A 19582-nucleotide genomic window follows, 5' to 3' on the forward strand; every position below is an offset into this window, starting at 1 on the left:
GCCTTTTCATTTCACCGCATGCTTACAAATCATCTGCTTTCTGTCGGCTTTTCCCTACATAGTTGAAGACTTCTCCGGTTCACCTTGCCTTGTAAGGGGCCGAAGATTTCCTCTACCGTTACCTTCGTCTACCCCGATCTGGATTCGCCATGTTTCTGGCCCGTTCGCGCTCATTGTTCTTTCTGGCTTTCACGGCATCGCTGCTGGTCATGGGGGCGGTGTTGTACCTGGAATACGGTGTCGGCCTTGAACCCTGCCCGCTGTGCCTGGTGCAGCGTTTTTTTCTGGTTGCCTTCGGGGCCGCTTGCCTGGTGGCTTCTATCCATTCTCCGGGGCGGGTGGGGCAATATGTTTATTGGGGGCTGGCCACTTTATCCGCATGCCTGGGCGCGCTCGCGGCATCCCGTCAGGTCTGGTTGCAAAGCAGTTCTCAGGTGCCTGTTGAAATTTGCCAGCCCACTTTTGGCCACATGCTGCGTTCAATGCCACTCAGCCAGGTGATTGAATCCCTGCTGCTGGGTACTCCGGATTGCGTGCGAATCAAGTGGACCTTGCTGGAAATGAGCGTTGCCGAATGGAGCTTGCTGGCGTTCGCCGGGATGGCGGTTTTTACGCTCATCCAGCTTTTGTGCGTCCATCGTCAAGCGCGTTGAGCCGGGCAAATGTAGGTTTAATTGACCTGCGTCACGTCGGACAGGGTTTTAAACACTTGTATGAACTTTATCTTCTGCGTACCTTGAAGCTGTAGGCGCGGGGGCATAATCTCCTTTCAGCACTACAGAAAAAACAGGCTGCTCAATGCCGCTTGGCTGGTACGGGCCTTGTTCCTCGATTTCGCGGAGCGGGCGGACAGCGGCATTGCCCAAAAGGGAAGAGATGACCATGCTCGAAAGTTGTCAGAATGCTCAGGAACGCTGGGGTGGAGTTCATCTGCTGATTGACCGCTGGCTGCAGGAGCGACACGAATTGGTGGAGGCTTTCCATAGCCTCGACGCGATGCCGGAAATCGATGCCGGCAAGCGCAAGGAACTATTGAAGTTCTGCGCGATTCTGGTCGACTACGTTTCTGCAGGACATTTCGAAGTCTATGAACAGCTTACCAACGAAGCCAAGGCCTTTGGCGATGATCGTGGTTTGAAGCTGGCCGAACAGATCTACCCGCGCATCGATGTCATCACCGAGAAGGCCCTGGCCTTCAATGACCTCTGCGATCACAAGAGTGACTGCTCCAATGGCGAGAAAGTCGCGGCGGCACTCAAGGAACTTGGGGTGCTGTTGCATGAGCGCTTCGAGCTGGAAGACTGCCTGATCGAAGTCTTGCATACGGCGCACAAGGAAGAAGGCGCGGTCGAGAACGCCTGATTCGATAGCGATACGGTGTTCGACAACACCGTATCGACCCCTCCCAGGTGCTCAGTCACCGACCCCCAACAACTCAATTTCGAATGTCAGTGGCGTGTACGGTGCAATCAGGTCACCGGCACCTTCTGCGCCATAGGCTTGCGCCGAGGGAATTACCAGGCGCCATTTCGCACCGACCGGCATTTGCTGCAACGCCGATTGCCAGCCGCTGATGACACTGTCCAGACGAAACCATTGGGGCTCGTTGCTCTGATCGAATACGGTGCCGTCGGGTAGTTTTCCTGTGTAGCGAACCTGCACTTTTCCCACAGCCTTGGGTTTTGCTCCGGTTCCTGAGTTCAACTCAGTCAGCAAAATGCCGTCTGCCAATTCACGTACACCTGCGCGAGTTTTTTCGATGGCCAGAAAGCGTCGCTCGGCCAACATGGCTGCCTCGACTTCGCTATCGATTGCCGCCTGGTTGGCGTTCGCCTCGTGCTGGCGCAACACCTCTTCAATGCGGGCGTTGCTCAAGGCCAACGGCTTGTTCTGATAGGCCTGTTGCAATCCTTCGATCAGTGCTTGCAACTGCAGGTCGGGGACTTCCTGACGCAGGCGTTCACCCAGGCTCGCGCCCAGGCTGTAGGCGAGGTCGTGAGGGTTTGTGGTGTTGGTTTTTTCGTCTGCGTGAGCCAGTGGCAGCAACAGGAAAAACGATAACAACAGGTGACGCGGCATGGGCACGCTCCGTGTTCAGAGGGGCAGGATTATGCCAGTGTGAATGTGGTTGGCGGCGACTCAATTTCAACCATTGCCGACAGCAGTGAAAGCTGGATCTACAATGGTGTGCAGCCGCAGCGAAAACAACATTTGCCCAGGCATGCAACGCGGCTCATTCGATACTGTCAACATGCCCTAGCGGTGGTACCAGCAGAGGTCTAACATGAGCCGCAAACATATCAGCCAGGAGGTAAACCATGTCGGCCAATAAGAAGCCTGTAAACACTCCGTTGCATTTGCTCCAACAGCTCTCGGGTAGCTTGCTTGAGCATCTGGAAAGCGCCTGTTCGCAAGCGCTGGCTGATGCTGAAAAACTACTCGCCAAGCTCGAGAAGCAACGAGGAAAGGCTCAAGAAAAACTGCACAAATCGCGCACCAAATTGCAGGACGCCGCGGCGGCCGGCAAAGCCAAGGCGCAGACAAAAGCCAAGGGTGCAGTGAAAGAACTTGAGGACCTGCTCGACGCACTCAAAGATCGCCAGTCGGAGACTCGCGCCTACATTCTGCAACTCAAACGCGATGCCCAGGAAAGCCTGAAGCTCGCCCAAGGTGTTGGTCGCGTGAAGGAAGCGGCCATCAAGGCATTGACTGTGCGTAGTGCGAAACCTGCTGCCAAACCAGCTGCTGCGAGCACTGCCGCCAAGCCAGTGGCCAAGCCGGCCGCGAAACCTGCTGCAAGAACGGCGGCTGCAAAACCTGCAGCCAAACCAGCTGCGAAACCGGCTGCCAAGCCTGCTGCCAGCGCTGCAGCCAAGCCTGCGGCTAAACCTGCTGCAAGAGCAGCGGCTGCAAAACCTGCAGCCAAGCCAGCTGCGAAACCGGCAGCCAGGTCTGCTGCCAGTGCTGCCGCCAAGCCCGCTGCGAAACCAGCAGTCAAGGCTGCCGCCAAACCCGCGGCTAAGCCAGCCGCAAGCGCAGCTGCGAAACCTGCTGCCAAGCCAGCGGCGAAAACCGCAGCAGCTGCAAAACCTGCTGCCAAGCCAGCGGCGAGAACCGCAGCGGCTGCAAAACCTGCGACCAAGCCTGCTGCAAAACCCGCAGCCAAAGCTACACCCGCCAAGGCACCTGCCAGCAAACCTGCTGCCGCGAAACCTGCAGCCAAACCTGCAGCCAAACCTGCAGCGAGCGCAGCGGCAACCAAACCCGCAGCCAAACCTGCAGCCAGACCAGCTGCGAAACCTGCGGTGAAAAAACCCGCCGCTACCGCCGCCAAAGCTGCGTCGGCCAAACCGTCGATGCCGACAGCGCTTGCAACAGCAACGGGACCCGTAACTGCACCTGCACCCGCTGCGGCGTCGGTTGCTGCACCTGCTCCACAAACCACCACCCAACCCACCACGCCAGCGACACCTGGCAACAGCGGCCAGGCCAACGTAACGGCCTCCTAAGCCCTGCTCACCGCGACGCGCAGCACCTGCAGCGCGTCGTGGTGAAGGCTTTGTCCCTGCGGCAGCAACCCTTGCAGCCACTGCAAAACAAGATCGGTCTTTGCCTCGGGCCATTCGCGGCTCAAACCTTCGAGCCGAATCAGTAGTTGTCGCTCGGCCTCCAGCTCCAGTCCCTTGACCTGCTCGCGCATCCTGTTCAACTCGCTGTCTTGCAATGCTGCCTGGCGCCATTGCTGGCGCAATTGCCGCAGGGGTTGCACGACTTCGGTTTGCCATGGTCCGGCGGATTGTCGCAGTTGTTCCACACGCACGGCCGTCAGGGCCACGCCCCGTTGTCCCAGCCAGGCGCCGCACAGCAGCAGGCAGACATCGGCACCGTTTGCTTGCAGGTCGAGGCAGGCTTTTTCCACACCCGGGCGCGAATACAGCGCCACGGCAAAGCTCCACAGGTCGGTGTACATAGTCCTACTCGCGCCAGTTGCCGACGAAGCTGGTAGACTCCGCCGCCATTATGATTCGACTACAGAACCTCACTTTACAGCGTGGCCCGCAACGTCTGCTAGAAGACGCCGAGTTGACGCTGCACGCCGGCCAGAAAGCCGGTCTGATCGGTGCCAATGGCGCCGGTAAATCCAGCCTGTTCGCGATGCTGCGCGGGGAGTTGGTGCCTGACGCCGGTGACTGCTTGTTGCCTGCTGACTGGCGCATCGCCCACATGCGCCAGGAGGTCGACACGCTCGAGCGCATTGCGGTCGACTATGTGCTCGACGGCGATGTGCGCCTGCGCCAGGTCCAGCAAGCGCTGGCTGAAGCCGAGCAGGCCCATGACGGGACCGCCCTGGCGCGCCTGCATATCGAGCTCGACAGTGCCGATGGCTACACCGCCGATGCCCGAGCGCGCAAACTGCTGGCGGGCCTTGGCTTCAGCAACGAGCAGATGGACCGTCGGGTCGGGGATTTTTCGGGTGGCTGGCGGATGCGCCTGAACCTGGCCCAGGCACTGATGTGCCCATCGGACCTGTTGCTGCTCGACGAACCGACCAACCACCTGGACCTCGATGCCATCCTGTGGCTGGAAGAGTGGCTGAAAAGTTATCCGGGCACTTTGTTGCTGATTTCCCACGACCGCGACTTCCTTGATGCGGTGGTCGATCAGATTGCCCATGTCGAACAGTGCAAGCTGACGCTTTACCGTGGCGGCTATACAGCGTTCGAGCGTGCCCGTGCCGAACGTCTCGCGCAACAGCAGCAGGCCTACGAGAAACAGCAGGCCCAGCGTGCGCACATGGAAAAATACATTGCGCGGTTCAAGGCCCAGGCCACCAAGGCCCGTCAGGCGCAAAGCCGGATCAAGGCACTGGAGCGGATGGAGGAGTTGTCGGCGGCACATGTCGACTCTCCGTTCGACTTTGTTTTCCGCGAGTCGGTAAAAATCTCCAGCCCCTTGCTCGACCTGTCCGATGCACGCCTGGGTTATGGCGACACGACCATCCTGGAGAAGGTCAAACTGCAGCTGGCACCTGGCGCGCGTATTGGTTTGCTCGGCCCCAACGGCGCGGGCAAGTCGACCCTGATCAAAAACCTCGCTGGCGAGCTGGAGCCCCTGAGCGGCCGCCTGGTGCGTGGCGAGAACCTGGTGGTGGGGTACTTCGCCCAGCATCAGCTGGACTCCCTGGACAGCAAGGCAAGCCCCTTGCTGCACCTGCAGCGCCTGGCTCCGACCGAGCGTGAACAGACGCTGCGTGATTTCCTCGGTGGTTTCGATTTCCGCGGGGCGCGCATCGATGAGCCGGTGCTGAATTTCTCCGGTGGCGAGAAAGCTCGCCTAGCCCTGGCATTGATTGCCTGGGGGCGACCGAACCTGTTGCTGCTCGACGAACCGACCAACCATCTGGATTTGGAAATGCGTCTGGCGCTGACCATGGCGTTGCAGGAGTTCAGTGGGGCAGTGGTGGTGGTTTCTCACGATCGGCATTTGCTCAAAAGCACCACCGATGACTTTCTGTTGGTCGCCGATGGCCGCATCGAAACCTTCGATGGCGATCTGGAAGACTATGCACGCTGGCTGGTGGAGTACCGCCTGCGCAATGCGCCGGTCAGTACGACCCCGGTCAATGTCGACAAGACCGACAAGAAGGCCCAGCGCCAGGCCGCTGCTGCGTTGCGCCAGCAACTCGCACCGCACAAGCGTGAGGCCGACAAGCTCGAGCGCGACCTTGGCTCCTTGCACGAGCAACTGGCCAAGGTCGAGACGGCCTTGGGTGATAGCGCCATTTACGACGCGGCACGCAAGGACGAACTGCGTGATCTGCTGGCGCAACAGGCCAAGCTGAAATCCCGCGAAGCCGAGCTCGAAGAAGCCTGGATGGCGGCCCTCGAACTGCTGGAAAGCATGCAGGCGGAGTTGGAGGCGCTGTCCTGATGGACGCGCTGAAGCAGGCGTTGCCGGTCGAATGGATCGCACCGTTCTGGCTGGGCTTGCAGATACTGCTGATCCTGGTGGCCGCGTTTGTGGTGCAACGGTTCGTCGCACGCTGCCTGAACCGACTGGGCGAGCGCTATCCGTTGCCACCGGAGTTGCTCATGCCCCTGCGTGGTGGCCTGCGCTGGCTGATCATGGGCAGTGCGTTGATCGTCGTGCTGGAGCGCCTCGGTGTTTCGGCCACGGTGCTCTGGACCGCGCTGTCAGGCTTTGTCGCCGTTGCGGCCGTGGCGTTTTTCGCCATGTGGAGCGTGCTCTCGAACCTGTTGTGCGCGGTGTTGATCCTTACCGTAGGGCCGTTTCGCATCGGTGACGTGGTCGAACTGGTGGACACAACCGACAAGCCAGGCGTCAAGGGGCGAGTGGTGGCGATCAATTTGCTGTACACCACGCTGGTCGAGTTGCCTGAGGCCGGTGGCGCACTGGTCCAGGTGCCCAACAGTCAGTTTTTCCAGAAGTCGGTGCGGCGCTGGCGGGGTAGCGACGCAATGCCGCTTGCAGTTGAAGACAAGCACAAGGTGAGCTGAACCGGCGTTGGGCGTGGCACCGGTCTGAAAAAAATCGTGGTGATTTTTTTGCTGGCACACTAGCTTAGCGTTCTAAGTCGAGCTTGACCGAGGTGTGCAATGACGCTGGAAACGTGGCTGGCATTTTTTGCCGCTTGTTGGGTAATCAGTCTTTCTCCGGGGGCCGGCGCCATTGCGTCGATGTCCTGTGGCCTGCAGTACGGTTTCTGGCGTGGCTACTGGAATGCCCTTGGCCTGCAGCTGGGCCTGGTGCTGCAGATCGCGATCATTGCCGCTGGCGTTGGTGCGATCCTCGCCGCGTCGGCGACGGCGTTCCAGCTGATCAAATGGTTCGGCGTCGTCTATCTGGTCTATCTGGCGGTCAAGCAATGGCGTGCGCTGCCCAGCAACCTCAATGACGAATCGGCAGTGCGGCCGATCGGCAAGCCGTTGAGCCTGGTTTTCCGTGGTTTCCTGGTCAACGTCAGCAACCCCAAGGCGCTGGTGTTCATGCTTGCCGTATTGCCCCAGTTCATTAACCCGCATGCGCCGCTGCTGGCCCAATACCTGACCATTGGTGCGACCATGATCATGGTCGATCTGCTGGTCATGGCCGGTTATACCGGGCTGGCAGCTCGTGTCTTGCGCCTGCTGCGCACACCCAAGCAGCAGCGACGCATGAACCGCACCTTCGCCGGGTTGTTCCTGGGCGCTGCTACGCTGCTGGCGACGATCCGCCGGGCGCCGGTCTAATACCGATCTTGTTCCCACGCAGAGCGTGGGAACGAGAAGGCGACCCATTGAGGTCGCCTTTTTTATTGCCGGCGAGGCCGAGTTCGGCGCGATGTAACAAATTTTTTCCGAGAGTCAGACCGCAAACCTTGAGTGATCGGCACTGGAAGTGAACAATGCAATCCCACGCATTCTTATTCGAGATTGGTTCATGGTTCCCCCTTCCCGCTTTCTTGCCTGGCTCTTTGCGCCGGTGCTGGCCCTGTGCAGCCTGAATCTGCTGGCCGACACCGTCGATGGCGCAGCCCAGGCCCTGCATTTGCTCGACTACATAAGCGCCGATTACCCGGCAGCAGTCGATGCGGGCAAGGTCACGGATGACGCGCAATATCACCAACAGCTCGAATCCACGGCTGTGCTGCACGGCTTGATCGTTGCCTTGCCGACTCGTCCCGAGCGTCAGGAGCTTGAAACCGGTGTAGAGGGACTGCGCAACGCCATGAACGAGCGGCAGGAAGGCGCAGCGGTGGCCCGCCAGGCCCGCCAATTGGGTGCAAAACTGGCGGTGGCCTACGAGGTCAGCCAGGCACCGATCATCACGCCCGACCCGTCCCGTGGAGCGCCCCTGTATGCGCAACACTGCTCGGTCTGCCATGGCGATGCCGGGGCCGGCGACGGTCCTGCCGGCCTGGGCCTGACGCCGCCGCCGACGAACTTGCAGAACGCTGCCCGACTCGATCGGCTAAGCCTCTACGACCTCTACAACACGCTTGGGCTGGGTATCGATGGCACCGACATGCCATCCTTCTCCGACCAGCTGGACGAGCGTCAGCGCTGGGATATAGCGACATACATCGCCAGCTTCTCGGCGGACCCCGCCGCAGCCAAAAGCGAGAAAACCTTCAACCTGGCCGACCTGGCCCGTCAGACGCCAACTGAAATCCTCGCAGCGCAAGGTGCCGAGGCTGCAGCGACGTTCCGTGCCCAGCGGGCGCAGCCACCGCAGGTGCAACGTGGCCCGGCGCAACTGCTCGGCTATACCGTCTCGACCCTGGACAAGAGCCTGGCCGCCTACAAGGCCGGCGATCACGATCAGGCCTATGACTTGTCGGTGGCGGCCTATCTGGAAGGCTTCGAACTGGTCGAAAGCTCGCTGAACAATATCGATGCAGACGTACGCAAGGACACCGAAAAGGCGCTGATGGCCTACCGGCAATCGCTGCACGACGGCCTGTCGGTCGAACAAGTGACACAACAGCTGGAGGCGGCAAAGGCCAAGCTCGAGACGTCGGCCGGGTTGCTCGGTGGCAATGGCCTGAGCCAGTCACTGAGTTTCATTTCCGGCTTGCTGATCCTGTTGCGTGAAGGCCTGGAGGCCATATTGGTACTGGCAGCGGTCCTGGCATTCCTGCGCAATACCGGCCAGCAGTCGGCCGTGCGCAGCGTCAACATCGGTTGGGGCCTGGCGCTGGTTGCCGGCCTGGCGACCTGGGCGGTGGCGGCCTATGTCATCGATGTCAGTGGCGCCCAGCGTGAATTGCTGGAAGGCTGCACGGCGTTGTTCGCCAGTGTCATGGTGCTTTGGCTGGGGGTCTGGATGCACGACCGTCGTCATGCCGCCGCCTGGCAGGACTACATCAAAAGCAGCCTGGTCAGCGGCGGTGGCCGCTTCGGTTTTGCGCTATTGGCATTCTTTTCGGTCTACCGCGAACTGTTCGAAGTGGTCCTGTTCTATGAAACCCTGTGGCTGCAGGCCGGGCCCGCAGGCCACAATGCCGTGCTGGCCGGTGGCGCAACCGCCCTGGTCATGTTGATCGGCCTGGCCTGGGTGATTCTGCGTGGCTCGGCAAAACTGCCGCTGGCGCTGTTCTTCAGTATCAATGCCGGGCTGCTCTGCGCCTTGTCGGTGGTGTTTGCCGGTCACGGGGTCAAGGCACTGCAGGAGGCAGGCATCTTCGGTACCCATCCAGTAGCCTTCTTCGAGTTCGACTGGTTGGGCATTCATGCCGATGCCTACTCGCTGGCGGCACAAGCGGTAGCGCTGCTGGCGGTGGCGACGCTCTATGGGCGCAGTCGGCTGGCCGAGAAGCGGCGCCTGCAGGCGAGCGACGCCGGGATTTGAAGCCAGGCGGGCGAGCAGGGATACTGGTCGCCCGTTTTTGTTTTTGGCTTTTGTTTTAGGGGAAGTGCTCAAATGCGTGTCTGGATCGATGCCGATGCCTGTCCCAAGGCGGCCAAGGATCAGGTGGTCAAATTCGCCTTGAAGCGTCAGCTCGAGGTGGTGCTGGTGGCAGGGCAAGGCCAGATCAAGCCGGCGTTTGCCTGTGTCAAACTGATCGTGGTGCCCAGTGGCCCGGATGCCGCGGACGATTATCTGGTCGAGCATGCCGTGCCTGGCGAACTGGTGATCTGCAGCGATGTGCCACTGGCCGATCGTTTGGTGAAGAAGGGCGTGGCTGCGCTCGATCCGCGTGGGCGCGAGTTCGATCAGCGCAACATGGGCGAGCGCCTGGCCGTACGCAACCTGTTTACCGACTTGCGCGAACAAGGGCAGGTTGGAGGAGGGCAGGCGCCCTATGGCGACCGCGAGAAGCAGGCGTTCGCCAACTCGCTGGACCGGATCCTCACGCGCCTGGCACGCGAGTTTCCGGCCTGATTATTCCTGGGTCAGTTCCAGCACGCGGTCGACCAGCTTGTTGATCCCGGAAGCGGCTTCGCCAATTGATTTGGCCGTCATGTAGGCCGGGGTCGTGACCAGCTTGCGCGGGATGTCTTCGACGATGTCGTCGACTTTGCACTCTTGATGGGTACCGCCCATTTTGACGATTGCAGCACTGGTCTCGGCATCGTTGCCAATGGTGCAGACCACGCCAGGCCCATAGATCTTCGCGGCCAGCGCCGGTGAAATGCAGATCAAGCCAACCGGCTTGCCAGATTCGGCGAAGGCTTCGGCCAATGCCAGCACATCGGACTGGACAGTGCAGTGGATGCCTTCGATGGCGAAGTTCGAGAGATTCTTGGCCGATCCAAAGCCGCCGGGCACGATCAAGGCGTCGAAATCCTCGACTTTGGCATCGCGAATATCCTTGATATTGCCGCGCGCGATCCGTGCCGACTCCACCAGCACATTGCGTGATTCCGGCATCTCGGCACCGGTGGTGTGATCGATCACGTGCAACTGGGCGATATTGGGGGCGAAGCACTGGACCTTCGCACCGCGCTGATCCAGGCGCAACAAGGTGATCACGCTTTCATGGATCTCCGCGCCGTCATAGACACCACAGCCCGAAAGAATCACTGCAACTTTTTTGGTCATGCCTGCTACTCCTGTGTCATGGCGTTAATGTCGGCTAATTTGGCATTTGCTGCCATAGGGTTTCAATGCAGCAAGGCCTAATCTTGTCGGGTCCGCGCCCAAAAATGGTTGCACCATGAATTTCATCCTGTATGCCGTGCCGTTTTTTTTCGTGTTGATCGCGCTCGAGTTGCTTGCCGATCGCTGGCGTGGGGTCAGCACCTATCGCCTGGCCGACGCGATCAACAGCCTCAGTGCCGGTGTGTTGTCTACCACCAGTGGCCTGTTGACCAAAGGGGTCGGGCTGGTGACCTATGCGGTTGCCTGGGAGCACCTGGCGCTGTTCGATCTGCCGGGTGACAAGGCCTGGGTCTGGCTGTTGGCCTTTGTCGCCTATGACTTCTGCTACTACTGGCTGCATCGCCTGGGACATGAGCGCAATGTGCTGTGGGCGGCGCATTCGGTGCACCATCAAAGCGAGGACTACAACCTCTCCACGGCGTTGCGCCAGACCAGCACCGGCTTCATCTTTGCCTGGATTTTCTACTTGCCACTGGCGGTCCTGGGGGTTCCACCTCTGGTATTCATCAGTGTCGCGGCCTTGAACCTGCTTTATCAGTTCTGGGTGCACACCCGCCACATTCCGAAACTGGGCTGGTTCGAGTGGTTGTTCATCACGCCATCCAATCATCGCGTCCACCATGCTCAGAACCCTCTTTACATTGATCGCAATTACGGTGGGGTGTTCATTGTCTGGGATCGTTTGTTCGGCACCTTCCAGGAGGAGGACGACAATGAACCGGTCATTTTTGGCGTGACCACGCCACTGGCGAGCTGGAACCCGTTGTGGGCGAACCTGCAGTTCTACGCTCAGCTGTGGGCCGATGCACAGCGCACCGCGCGGCTGTGGGACAAAGTGCGGATCTGGTTCATGCCGACAGGCTGGCGTCCGGCGGATGTGGCGCAGCGCTACCCGACACCAAAGCACGACTTGAATCAGTTCCGTAAATACGAAGTGCCCCTGGATTGGCGCCAGCAACTTTACGTTGCGGTGCAGTTCACGCTCTATGTCGCGCTGGGCAGCTACCTGATGGCCGCAGCGGAGCAGCTGTCGACGGCGGCGTTGCTTTTGGGCTGGGCGTGGATGGCGTTTGGCTTGTTCGTGCTCGGCACGGCGCTGGAGAACCGCCCTTGGGCGCCAAGACTGGAACTGGTGCGCCTGGCGTTGAATATTCCGCTGATGGTGCTGGCCGGAATGGTCGAGTTGTGGCCGGCCACAGGGCTGGGCTGGGCAGGCGTACTCAGTTACAGCCTGCTCAGCGTGATCGGTTTGTACTGGAGCCGGAGTGTCTTGCCCCGACTAGTTGATCTCTGAATCGGTTCCGTTGGCCTTGCGGGCCGTGCGAGCGATTCGCGCAGCCTTGAGGCGACGCCACAACCACAGGCAGCCGCCCACCAGTAAAAGACCGCCCAGTACCCAGAGCTCGTACTTCTTGACGTTGCCCAGCACCCCCTCAAGGAGCGCGCCGAAGTGATAGGCGGCAGCGCCCAGGGCCGCGGCCCAGATGGCGGCGCCAAGACCGTTGAGCAAAAGGTAGCGTCTTGGCGGGTAGCCTGAGAGGCCAATGGCCACCGGCATCACCGTACGCAAGCCATAGACGAAACGAAAACTCAGTACCCAGATATCCGGATTGCGGCGTATGTGTTCCAGCGCCCGGTCACCCATCATCTGCCAGCGCGGTTTGCGCGCAAGCAATCTGCGCCCGTGCTTGCGCCCCATGAAATACCAGAGCTGATCGCCGGCATAGCTGCCGAAGAACGCGACAACAACCACCAGGTTGATGTCCATGTATCCGCGGAACGCAAGGAAACCGGCAAGAACCAGAATGGTTTCGCCTTCGAAAAAGGTACCAAGAAAAAGGGCTAAGTAGCCGAAATCCTGCAGGAATTGTTGAAGCATTTTCTGGATGCTGGCGAAATGAACGCGCAGCCTAACCCTTCGAGGGCAATCAGGAAAGTGTGGAAATGTGTCTCGACGTGAACAAGGCCTGCGCGGACAATGACTGCGGCCACAAGTCGCAGGGTTGCCCGCGGTTGTCATTCAACCGTCATAATGGCCGCTTATAACTGTCGCGCACGCCCGCCTGCGCGGGCTCAGGAGTCTGCCGTGAGCTTTACCCCCGCTAACCGTTTGTTTCCTGCCACCCGTCTTCGTCGCAACCGTCGTGATGATTTTTCCCGTCGTCTGGTTCGTGAAAATGTTCTGACGGTCGACGATCTGATCCTGCCGGTTTTTGTCCTGGACGGTGAAAACCGCCGCGAAACCATCGCATCCATGCCCGGCGTCGAGCGCTTGAGCATTGACCTGTTGCTGGAGGAAACCGCCAAGTGGGTGGGGTTGGGCATTCCGGCGCTGGCGCTGTTCCCGGTAACCCCGCCAGAGAAAAAGTCGCTGGACGGCAGCGAGGCCTGGAACCCTGAAGGGATTGCCCAGCGCGCCACCCGTGCCCTGCGGGATCGTTTCCCGGAGCTGGGTGTGATCACCGATGTGGCCCTTGACCCGTTCACCACCCACGGCCAGGACGGCATTCTTGACGAAGACGGTTATGTCCAGAATGACATTACCGTCGATGCCCTGGTGCGCCAGGCGCTGTCCCATGCCGAGGCCGGTGCCCAGGTGGTTGCTCCTTCGGACATGATGGACGGTCGTATCCAGGCGATTCGTGAAGCCCTGGAGCTCGCTGGTCACGTCAATGTGCGAATCATGGCCTACTCGGCCAAATATGCCAGTGCCTACTATGGCCCGTTCCGCGATGCGGTCGGCTCGGCCCTGAACCTGGGCAAGGCGAACAAGGCGTCCTATCAGATGGACCCGGCCAACAGCAACGAAGCCCTGCACGAAGTGGCTGCGGACCTCGCCGAAGGCGCCGATATGGTTATGGTCAAGCCAGGAATGCCATATCTGGATATCCTTTATCGGGTCAAGGATGAATTCAAGGTCCCGACTTTTGTCTATCAGGTCAGCGGTGAATACGCCATGCACATGGCCGCCATCCAGAATGGCTGGTTGAGTGAAGGCGTGATTCTGGAATCGCTCACCGCATTTAAACGGGCAGGCGCCGACGGCATTCTTACTTATTTCGCCGTGCGCGCCGCTCAACTGATGAGAGGGCAGTAACGCCCTTCAGGAACGCTAGATGAATAACGAAGCACTTATGGAAGTCGCCGTGAAGGATGCAGAACCCGTGCTCGAACAGCTGGTTGAATCACCCGTTGAGATCGAAGCCGAGCCGGTTGTGGCTCCTGCACAGGTCGTGGAGGCCCTGGCAGCATTGCCGGCGCCCGTAATTCCAGGCCTGGACGACAGCAGCCTGTACATCCACCGCGAGCTTTCGCAGCTGCAGTTCAATATCCGCGTGCTGGAACAGGCGCTGGATGAGTCCTATCCGTTACTGGAGCGGCTGAAGTTCCTGCTGATCTTCTCCAGCAACCTGGATGAGTTCTTCGAAATTCGTGTAGCGGGCCTGAAGAAGCAGATTACCTTCGCCCGTGAGCAGGCCGGTGCCGACGGCCTGCAGCCGCACCAGGCACTGGCGCGCATCAGCGAGCTGGTGCATGGTCATGTCGATCGCCAATACGCCATTCTCAACGACATTCTGTTGCCGGAACTGGAGAAGCATCAGGTCCGCTTCATCCGTCGCCGTCACTGGAATCTGAAGCTCAAGACCTGGGTCCGGCGCTATTTCCGCGACGAAATCGCACCGATCATCACGCCCATCGGCCTCGACCCGACCCACCCATTCCCTTTGCTGGTCAACAAGAGCCTGAACTTCATCGTCGAGCTGGAAGGGATTGATGCCTTCGGTCGCGATTCGGGCCTGGCGATCATTCCTGCTCCGCGTTTGTTGCCGCGTGTGATCAAGGTACCGGAAGAGGTCGGCGGTGCAGGCGATAACTATGTATTTTTGTCGTCGATGATCCATGCGCACGCCGACGACCTGTTCCAGGGCATGAAGGTCAAGGGTTGCTATCAGTTCCGCTTGACTCGAAACGCGGACCTTGCGGTCGACACCGAAGACGTCGAAGACCTGGCGCGCGCCTTGCGCGGTGAGCTGTTTTCACGCCGCTATGGTGATGCGGTGCGCCTGGAGGTGGCCGACACCTGCCCGAAGCACTTGTCCGACTACCTGCTCAAGCAGTTCAGCCTGAGCGAATCCGAGCTGTATCAGGTCAATGGCCCGGTCAACCTGACCCGTCTGTTCAGCATTACCGGCCTGGATAGTCATCCGGAGTTGCAGTACACGCCGTTCACGCCGGCAATCCCCAAGCTGTTGCAGAACAGCGAGAATATTTTCAGCGTGATCAGCAAGCAGGACATCCTGCTGCTGCACCCGTTCGAGTCCTTCACCCCGGTCGTCGACCTGTTGCGCCAGGCGGCCAAGGATCCGAACGTGCTGGCGGTGCGCCAGACGCTTTACCGCAGTGGCGCCAACTCGGAAATTGTCGATGCACTGGTCGATGCCGCGCGAAACGGCAAGGAAGTCACGGCGGTGATCGAGTTGCGTGCGCGATTCGACGAAGAGTCCAACCTGCAACTGGCCAGCCGCTTGCAGGCAGCCGGTGCGGTGGTGATCTATGGCGTGGTCGGTTTCAAGACCCACGCCAAGATGATGCTGATCCTGCGCCGTGAGGCCGGCGAGATCGTGCGTTACGCGCATTTGGGCACGGGTAACTATCATGCCGGCAATGCCCGCCTGTACACCGACTACAGCCTGCTGACTTCCGACGATGCCCTGTGCGAAGACGTCGGCAAGCTGTTCAGCCAGTTGATCGGCATGGGCAAGACCCTGCGCATGAAGAAGTTGTTGCATGCACCCTTCACCCTGAAGAAGGGCATGCTCGACATGATTGCGCGGGAAACCCAGTTTGCCCTCGACGGCAAGCCGGCGCACATCATCGCCAAGTTCAACTCCCTGACCGATCCGAAGATCATCCGCGCGCTGTACAAGGCCAGTCAGTCTGGTGTTCGCATCGATCTGGTGGTGCGTGGCATGTGCTGTCTGCGCCCGGGTATTGCCGGGGTATCGCACAATATCCAGGTGCGTTCGATCATCGGGCGCTTCCTGGAGCACACGCGGGTCTTCTACTTCCTCAATGGGGGTGAAGAGCAGATGTTCCTTTCCAGTGCGGACTGGATGGAGCGCAACCTCGACAAGCGTGTCGAGACTTGCTTCCCGGTCGAGGGCAAGAAGTTGATCCTGCGAGTGAAGAAGGAGTTGGAGGGGTATCTGACCGACAACACCCATTCCTGGATCCTGCAGCCGGACGGTCGTTATGTGCGCAGCACGCCGACCGGCAACCAGAACCCGCGCAGTGCCCAGGCCACTCTGCTCGAGCGCCTGAGCAACCCGGTCCTCAGCGTACGCTGAGGACGAAACCGACCCGGGTCAGCCACTCCGCTTCGAGCGCGAAGTCGGCCTGGGTCAGCGGGTTGTTTTCCAGCCAGCCTGCAGGGAATTCCACATCAAGGCTATCGCCATTGGCGTGCAGGGTGACCTGGGGCATTTGCTGGGTGCCGCGAATGTGATGGAACAGGATCGCAAAGCGCAGAAGTACGCAGAGGCGGATCAGTTTCACGCCTTCCTCGCCGAAATCGGCGAACCTGTCCTTGGGAATATTGCGACGGTGTCCGCGTACCAGAAGCGCGAGCATCAACTGGTCTTCGCGTGAAAAGCCGGCTAGATCGGAGTGCTCGATCAGGTAGGAGCCATGCTTGTGGTATTGATAGTGGGCGATATCCAGACCCACTTCATGCACTTTCGCCGCCCAGCCGAGCAGGTCGCGCCAGATACCGTCATCCAGGTCCCAGGCTGTAGCGACCTGATCGAAGGCGTGCAGGGCTTTGCGCTCGACCCGGTCTGCCTGTGCAATATCGACGTGATAACGCTCCATGAGCGAATTCAGGGTGCGTTCTCGTACATCCTCGTGGTGATGCCGACCCAGCAGGTCGTAAAGCACACCTTCGCGTAGAGCGCCTTCGCAGTGATCCATGCGCTGCAGTTCCAGGGCGTCGAAGATGGCTTCCATGATCGCCATGCCTGCCGGAAAAATGGCCCGGCGGTCAGGCTTGATGCCCTCGAAATCGATTTTCTCGACGTCGCCCATCTTGAACAGCCTGCGCTTGAGCCACGCCATGCCTTCGGCGTTGACCTCGCCATTGCCCTGGTTACCGGCCTTGAGCGCCAGGCCAATGGCCCGAATGGTCCCCGAAGAGCCGATCGCCTCATCCCAGGTCAGTCGGTGCAAGGCGTTTTCGATGCTCATGATTTCCAGGCGCGCCGCGGTGTAGGCCTGGGCGTAGCGGGCCGGGGTGATCTTGCCGTCGCGGAAATAGCGTTGGGTATAGCTCACGCAACCCATCTGCAGGCTTTCACGCAGCAGTGGTTCGAAGCGCTGGCCAATGATGAACTCGGTACTGCCGCCGCCGATGTCGGCTACCAGACGTTTGCCGGGAGTATCGGCCAGGGTGTGGGAGACGCCGAGGTAGATCAGGCGGGCTTCCTCACGGCCGGAAATGACTTCCACAGGGTGGCCGAGGATCTCCTCGGCGCGGCGGATGAACTCGCCACGGTTGCGGGCCTCGCGTAGGGCGTTGGTGCCGACGATACGCACCGCCCCCAGAGGCAGGCCGTTGATCAGCTGGGCGAAGCGCTTCAGGCAGTCGAGCCCGCGCTGCATGGATTCTTCGCTGAGCCTGCGCTCTTCGTCGATGCCGGCGGCCAGCTGAACCTTTTCTCCGAGCCGCTCAAGAATGCGGATTTCGCTGTGGATGGCCTTCGCAAGGACCATGTGGAAGCTGTTGGAGCCCAGGTCGATGGCAGCGATCAAGGAAAGATTCTTGGCTGTGGTTTGCGGCATGGTCAGGAAGTCTCGGTCGATAACCGTAACATCGTGCCACGATCCACCCCTGACGCCAACGCGAAGCGTTGCAAGTCATGATGTAGCGCAACTCCGATGCTCTGGTCGAAGGGTTGCGAACGGGAAGCGCCTGATGCGGGCAGCGCGCCGACAAACCGTTCGATATGTAAAACCATGCACAACTATAGTTACACTCAATCATCCTCGGCTTCCTGTCCGCAGTCAGGCCAGCTATGATGAGCGACGATTTTTTGCTTACGACCACGGAGATTTTCCATGAGCAGCGATCTTATCAAACACGTCAGCGATGCCAGCTTCGAGGCCGATGTACTGAAAGCCGAAGGCGCTGTGCTGGTCGACTACTGGGCTGAATGGTGTGGCCCATGCAAGATGATTGCCCCTGTTCTGGACGAAATTGCCGAAACTTACAAGGGTAAGCTGACCGTCGCCAAGCTGAACATCGACGAAAACCAGGAAACCCCGGCCAAGCACGGCGTACGTGGTATCCCGACGCTGATGCTGTTCAAGAACGGCAACGTAGAGGCCACCAAGGTCGGTGCGCTGTCGAAGTCGCAGCTGGCAGCCTTCCTGGACGCCAACATCTGAGATTGAAGAATAGCCCCGCATCTGGCGGGGCTTTTCATTGGCGGATGACTAGACGCCAGAAATTGCAAGTGATACATTCGGCCTCGCACTGGTTTCTCCTGTGCCCCCTGCAAGCCGTCGCCGACGCACTCCTACTCGAATAAGTACGCGATCCTGTCGCCTTCTCTGCGGCGCGGCCTCATTAAGCCAAAAGCTTAATTCCTCCCTCCAAACATGATTACGTCATTCCCATATGAACCTGACTGAACTCAAGCAAAAGCCGATTACCGATCTGCTCGAAATGGCCGAACAGATGGGCATAGAAAATATGGCCCGTTCGCGCAAGCAAGATGTGATTTTCTCCCTGTTGAAGAAGCATGCAAAAAGCGGTGAGGAAATCTCCGGTGATGGCGTGCTGGAGATTCTCCAGGACGGCTTCGGCTTCCTGCGTTCGGCGGATGCTTCCTACCTGGCCGGCCCGGACGATATCTACGTCTCCCCCAGCCAGATCCGTCGCTTCAACCTGCGTACCGGCGACACCATCGTCGGCAAGATTCGCCCGCCGAAAGAAGGCGAGCGGTATTTCGCCCTGTTGAAGGTCGACACGATCAACTTCGACCGTCCAGAAAACGCGAAGAACAAGATCCTGTTCGAAAACCTGACGCCGCTGTTCCCGACCGTGCGCATGAAGATGGAAGCCGGCAACGGTTCCACCGAAGACCTCACCGGTCGCGTTATCGACCTGTGCGCCCCGATCGGTAAAGGCCAGCGCGGTCTGATCGTTGCTCCGCCGAAAGCGGGCAAGACCATCATGCTGCAGAATATTGCGTCGAACATCACGCGTAACAACCCGGAAGTTCACCTGATCGTTCTGCTGATCGACGAGCGCCCGGAAGAAGTGACCGAAATGCAGCGCACCGTGCGCGGCGAAGTGGTCGCTTCCACCTTCGACGAACCACCGACCCGTCACGTACAGGTTGCCGAGATGGTGATCGAGAAGGCCAAGCGCCTGGTCGAACACAAGAAGGACGTGGTCATCCTGCTGGACTCCATCACCCGTCTGGCCCGTGCCTACAACACCGTGATCCCGAGCTCCGGCAAGGTACTGACCGGTGGTGTCGATGCTCACGCACTGGAAAAACCGAAGCGTTTCTTCGGCGCGGCGCGGAACATCGAAGAAGGTGGTTCGTTGACCATCATCGCCACCGCGCTGGTTGAAACCGGCTCGAAGATGGACGAAGTGATCTACGAAGAGTTCAAGGGCACCGGTAACATGGAGCTGCCTCTGGACCGCAAGATTGCCGAGAAGCGCGTCTTCCCGGCCATCAACATCAACCGCTCCGGCACCCGCCGTGAAGAGTTGCTGACTGCCGACGACGAACTGCAGCGCATGTGGATCCTGCGCAAGCTGCTGCACCCGATGGACGAAGTCGCTGCCATCGAGTTCCTGGTCGACAAGTTGAAGCAGACCAAGACCAACGATGAGTTCTTCCTGTCGATGAAACGCAAGTAAATCGAAGAAGGGCCGCAAAAGCCGGGGAAACCCGGCTTTTTG

18 protein-coding genes are annotated in these 19582 nt (G+C 59.8%); 13 read left to right on the forward strand and 5 right to left on the reverse strand.

Translation table 11 applies throughout. From position 1 onward, the window contains the following. Nucleotides 1–149 precede the first annotated feature (149 nt). Nucleotides 150–653, forward strand: a complete 504-nt coding sequence (locus F2S13_RS12195; RefSeq protein ID WP_166361020.1) for a disulfide bond formation protein B — start codon at nucleotides 150–152, stop codon at nucleotides 651–653. Nucleotides 654–882: 229 nt separating this feature from the next. Continuing rightward, complete coding sequence (gene rsd / locus F2S13_RS12200) at nucleotides 883–1362, forward strand: sigma D regulator (RefSeq protein WP_166361022.1); 480 nt, start codon at nucleotides 883–885, stop codon at nucleotides 1360–1362. Between the two features lie 51 nt (nucleotides 1363–1413). Here the strand turns inward: rsd and F2S13_RS12205 are convergent, their stop codons facing one another. Continuing rightward, nucleotides 1414–2079 (reverse strand): FKBP-type peptidyl-prolyl cis-trans isomerase, encoded by a 666-nt coding sequence (locus F2S13_RS12205; RefSeq protein WP_166361024.1) that lies wholly within the window; start codon nucleotides 2077–2079, stop codon nucleotides 1414–1416. Between the two features lie 239 nt (nucleotides 2080–2318). Here F2S13_RS12205 and F2S13_RS12210 point away from each other — a divergent pair, with 239 nt between their 5' ends. After that, nucleotides 2319–3509: an AlgP family protein gene (locus tag F2S13_RS12210; protein WP_166361026.1), complete on the forward strand. Its 1191-nt coding sequence runs from the start codon at nucleotides 2319–2321 to the stop codon at nucleotides 3507–3509. Here F2S13_RS12210 and F2S13_RS12215 read toward each other — a convergent pair. After that, on the reverse strand, nucleotides 3506–3970 hold the full coding sequence (locus F2S13_RS12215; protein ID WP_166361028.1) for a TIGR02444 family protein: 465 nt from the start codon (nucleotides 3968–3970) through the stop codon (nucleotides 3506–3508). The genes F2S13_RS12210 and F2S13_RS12215 overlap by 4 nt on opposite strands. Nucleotides 3971–4020: 50 nt before the next feature. On the opposite strand from F2S13_RS12215, the gene F2S13_RS12220 reads away from it, so the two are divergent. The 5 genes from F2S13_RS12220 to F2S13_RS12240 all read left to right on the forward strand — a co-directional run bounded on the left by F2S13_RS12220 (nucleotide 4021) and on the right by F2S13_RS12240 (nucleotide 9885). After that, a complete protein-coding gene (locus F2S13_RS12220; RefSeq protein WP_166361030.1) occupies nucleotides 4021–5931 on the forward strand; it encodes an ATP-binding cassette domain-containing protein in 1911 nt (636 codons plus the stop codon). Beyond that, the gene (locus tag F2S13_RS12225) at nucleotides 5931–6518 is read left to right on the forward strand and encodes a mechanosensitive ion channel family protein (protein ID WP_166361032.1); all 588 of its coding nucleotides are present in this window, start codon (nucleotides 5931–5933) and stop codon (nucleotides 6516–6518) included. The genes F2S13_RS12220 and F2S13_RS12225 overlap by 1 nt, the downstream gene beginning before the upstream one ends. Nucleotides 6519–6617: 99 nt before the next feature. Then, nucleotides 6618–7250 (forward strand): LysE family transporter, encoded by a 633-nt coding sequence (locus tag F2S13_RS12230; protein WP_166361034.1) that lies wholly within the window; start codon nucleotides 6618–6620, stop codon nucleotides 7248–7250. A gap of 190 nt (nucleotides 7251–7440) precedes the next feature. After that, nucleotides 7441–9351, forward strand: a complete 1911-nt coding sequence (locus tag F2S13_RS12235) for a cytochrome c/FTR1 family iron permease (protein WP_166361036.1) — start codon at nucleotides 7441–7443, stop codon at nucleotides 9349–9351. Between the two features lie 72 nt (nucleotides 9352–9423). Beyond that, entirely contained in the window at nucleotides 9424–9885 is a 462-nt protein-coding gene (locus tag F2S13_RS12240) for a YaiI/YqxD family protein (protein ID WP_166361038.1), read from the forward strand. Here the strand turns inward: F2S13_RS12240 and elbB are convergent, their stop codons facing one another. Further along, nucleotides 9886–10545, reverse strand: coding sequence for an isoprenoid biosynthesis glyoxalase ElbB (gene elbB, locus F2S13_RS12245; protein WP_166361040.1), 660 nt, complete (start codon nucleotides 10543–10545; stop codon nucleotides 9886–9888). Nucleotides 10546–10660: 115 nt separating this feature from the next. On the opposite strand from elbB, the gene F2S13_RS12250 reads away from it, so the two are divergent. After that, a complete protein-coding gene (locus F2S13_RS12250; protein ID WP_166361042.1) occupies nucleotides 10661–11899 on the forward strand; it encodes a sterol desaturase family protein in 1239 nt (412 codons plus the stop codon). Here the strand turns inward: F2S13_RS12250 and F2S13_RS12255 are convergent. Then, nucleotides 11885–12484 (reverse strand): DedA family protein, encoded by a 600-nt coding sequence (locus F2S13_RS12255; RefSeq protein ID WP_166361044.1) that lies wholly within the window; start codon nucleotides 12482–12484, stop codon nucleotides 11885–11887. The two genes, F2S13_RS12250 and F2S13_RS12255, sit on opposite strands and share 15 nt — an antisense overlap. A 207-nt stretch (nucleotides 12485–12691) precedes the next feature. Here F2S13_RS12255 and hemB point away from each other — a divergent pair, with 207 nt between their 5' ends. Then, on the forward strand, nucleotides 12692–13702 hold the full coding sequence (gene hemB, locus F2S13_RS12260) for a porphobilinogen synthase (RefSeq protein WP_166361046.1): 1011 nt from the start codon (nucleotides 12692–12694) through the stop codon (nucleotides 13700–13702). 37 nt (nucleotides 13703–13739) lie between these two features. Beyond that, complete coding sequence (gene ppk1 / locus F2S13_RS12265; protein WP_425500228.1) at nucleotides 13740–15953, forward strand: polyphosphate kinase 1; 2214 nt, start codon at nucleotides 13740–13742, stop codon at nucleotides 15951–15953. Here ppk1 and ppx read toward each other — a convergent pair. Further along, the gene (ppx, locus tag F2S13_RS12270; RefSeq protein ID WP_166361050.1) at nucleotides 15940–17442 is read right to left on the reverse strand and encodes an exopolyphosphatase; all 1503 of its coding nucleotides are present in this window, start codon (nucleotides 17440–17442) and stop codon (nucleotides 15940–15942) included. The genes ppk1 and ppx overlap by 14 nt on opposite strands. Before the next feature lie 276 nt (nucleotides 17443–17718). Between ppx and trxA the strand changes: the two genes are divergently transcribed. Continuing rightward, nucleotides 17719–18048, forward strand: a complete 330-nt coding sequence (trxA, locus tag F2S13_RS12275) for a thioredoxin TrxA (RefSeq protein WP_003206727.1) — start codon at nucleotides 17719–17721, stop codon at nucleotides 18046–18048. Between the two features lie 232 nt (nucleotides 18049–18280). Then, a complete protein-coding gene (gene rho / locus F2S13_RS12280; RefSeq protein ID WP_027979976.1) occupies nucleotides 18281–19540 on the forward strand; it encodes a transcription termination factor Rho in 1260 nt (419 codons plus the stop codon). Nucleotides 19541–19582 lie beyond the last annotated feature (42 nt).

Origin of the sequence: Pseudomonas akapageensis (assembly GCF_011355085.1) — a bacterium.
GTDB classification, from domain to species: Bacteria; Pseudomonadota; Gammaproteobacteria; order Pseudomonadales; family Pseudomonadaceae; genus Aquipseudomonas; species Aquipseudomonas akapageensis.

Excerpts from the sequence above, each read along its gene's own strand:
- F2S13_RS12230 (WP_166361034.1), top strand. The coding sequence starts at position 6,618 with ATGACGCTGGAAACGTGGCTGGCATTTTTTGCCGCTTGTTGGGTAATC.
- F2S13_RS12225 (WP_166361032.1), top strand. The coding sequence starts at position 5,931 with ATGGACGCGCTGAAGCAGGCGTTGCCGGTCGAATGGATCGCACCGTTC.
- F2S13_RS12220 (WP_166361030.1), top strand. The coding sequence starts at position 4,021 with ATGATTCGACTACAGAACCTCACTTTACAGCGTGGCCCGCAACGTCTG.
- trxA (WP_003206727.1), top strand. The coding sequence starts at position 17,719 with ATGAGCAGCGATCTTATCAAACACGTCAGCGATGCCAGCTTCGAGGCC.
- F2S13_RS12205 (WP_166361024.1), bottom strand. The coding sequence starts at position 2,079 with ATGCCGCGTCACCTGTTGTTATCGTTTTTCCTGTTGCTGCCACTGGCT.
- F2S13_RS12255 (WP_166361044.1), bottom strand. The coding sequence starts at position 12,484 with ATGCTTCAACAATTCCTGCAGGATTTCGGCTACTTAGCCCTTTTTCTT.
- F2S13_RS12195 (WP_166361020.1), top strand. The coding sequence starts at position 150 with ATGTTTCTGGCCCGTTCGCGCTCATTGTTCTTTCTGGCTTTCACGGCA.
- rho (WP_027979976.1), top strand. The coding sequence starts at position 18,281 with ATGAACCTGACTGAACTCAAGCAAAAGCCGATTACCGATCTGCTCGAA.
- F2S13_RS12235 (WP_166361036.1), top strand. The coding sequence starts at position 7,441 with ATGGTTCCCCCTTCCCGCTTTCTTGCCTGGCTCTTTGCGCCGGTGCTG.
- rsd (WP_166361022.1), top strand. The coding sequence starts at position 883 with ATGCTCGAAAGTTGTCAGAATGCTCAGGAACGCTGGGGTGGAGTTCAT.
- ppk1 (WP_425500228.1), top strand. The coding sequence starts at position 13,740 with ATGGAAGTCGCCGTGAAGGATGCAGAACCCGTGCTCGAACAGCTGGTT.
- ppx (WP_166361050.1), bottom strand. The coding sequence starts at position 17,442 with ATGCCGCAAACCACAGCCAAGAATCTTTCCTTGATCGCTGCCATCGAC.
- elbB (WP_166361040.1), bottom strand. The coding sequence starts at position 10,545 with ATGACCAAAAAAGTTGCAGTGATTCTTTCGGGCTGTGGTGTCTATGAC.
- F2S13_RS12215 (WP_166361028.1), bottom strand. The coding sequence starts at position 3,970 with ATGTACACCGACCTGTGGAGCTTTGCCGTGGCGCTGTATTCGCGCCCG.
- F2S13_RS12210 (WP_166361026.1), top strand. The coding sequence starts at position 2,319 with ATGTCGGCCAATAAGAAGCCTGTAAACACTCCGTTGCATTTGCTCCAA.
- F2S13_RS12240 (WP_166361038.1), top strand. The coding sequence starts at position 9,424 with ATGCGTGTCTGGATCGATGCCGATGCCTGTCCCAAGGCGGCCAAGGAT.
- F2S13_RS12250 (WP_166361042.1), top strand. The coding sequence starts at position 10,661 with ATGAATTTCATCCTGTATGCCGTGCCGTTTTTTTTCGTGTTGATCGCG.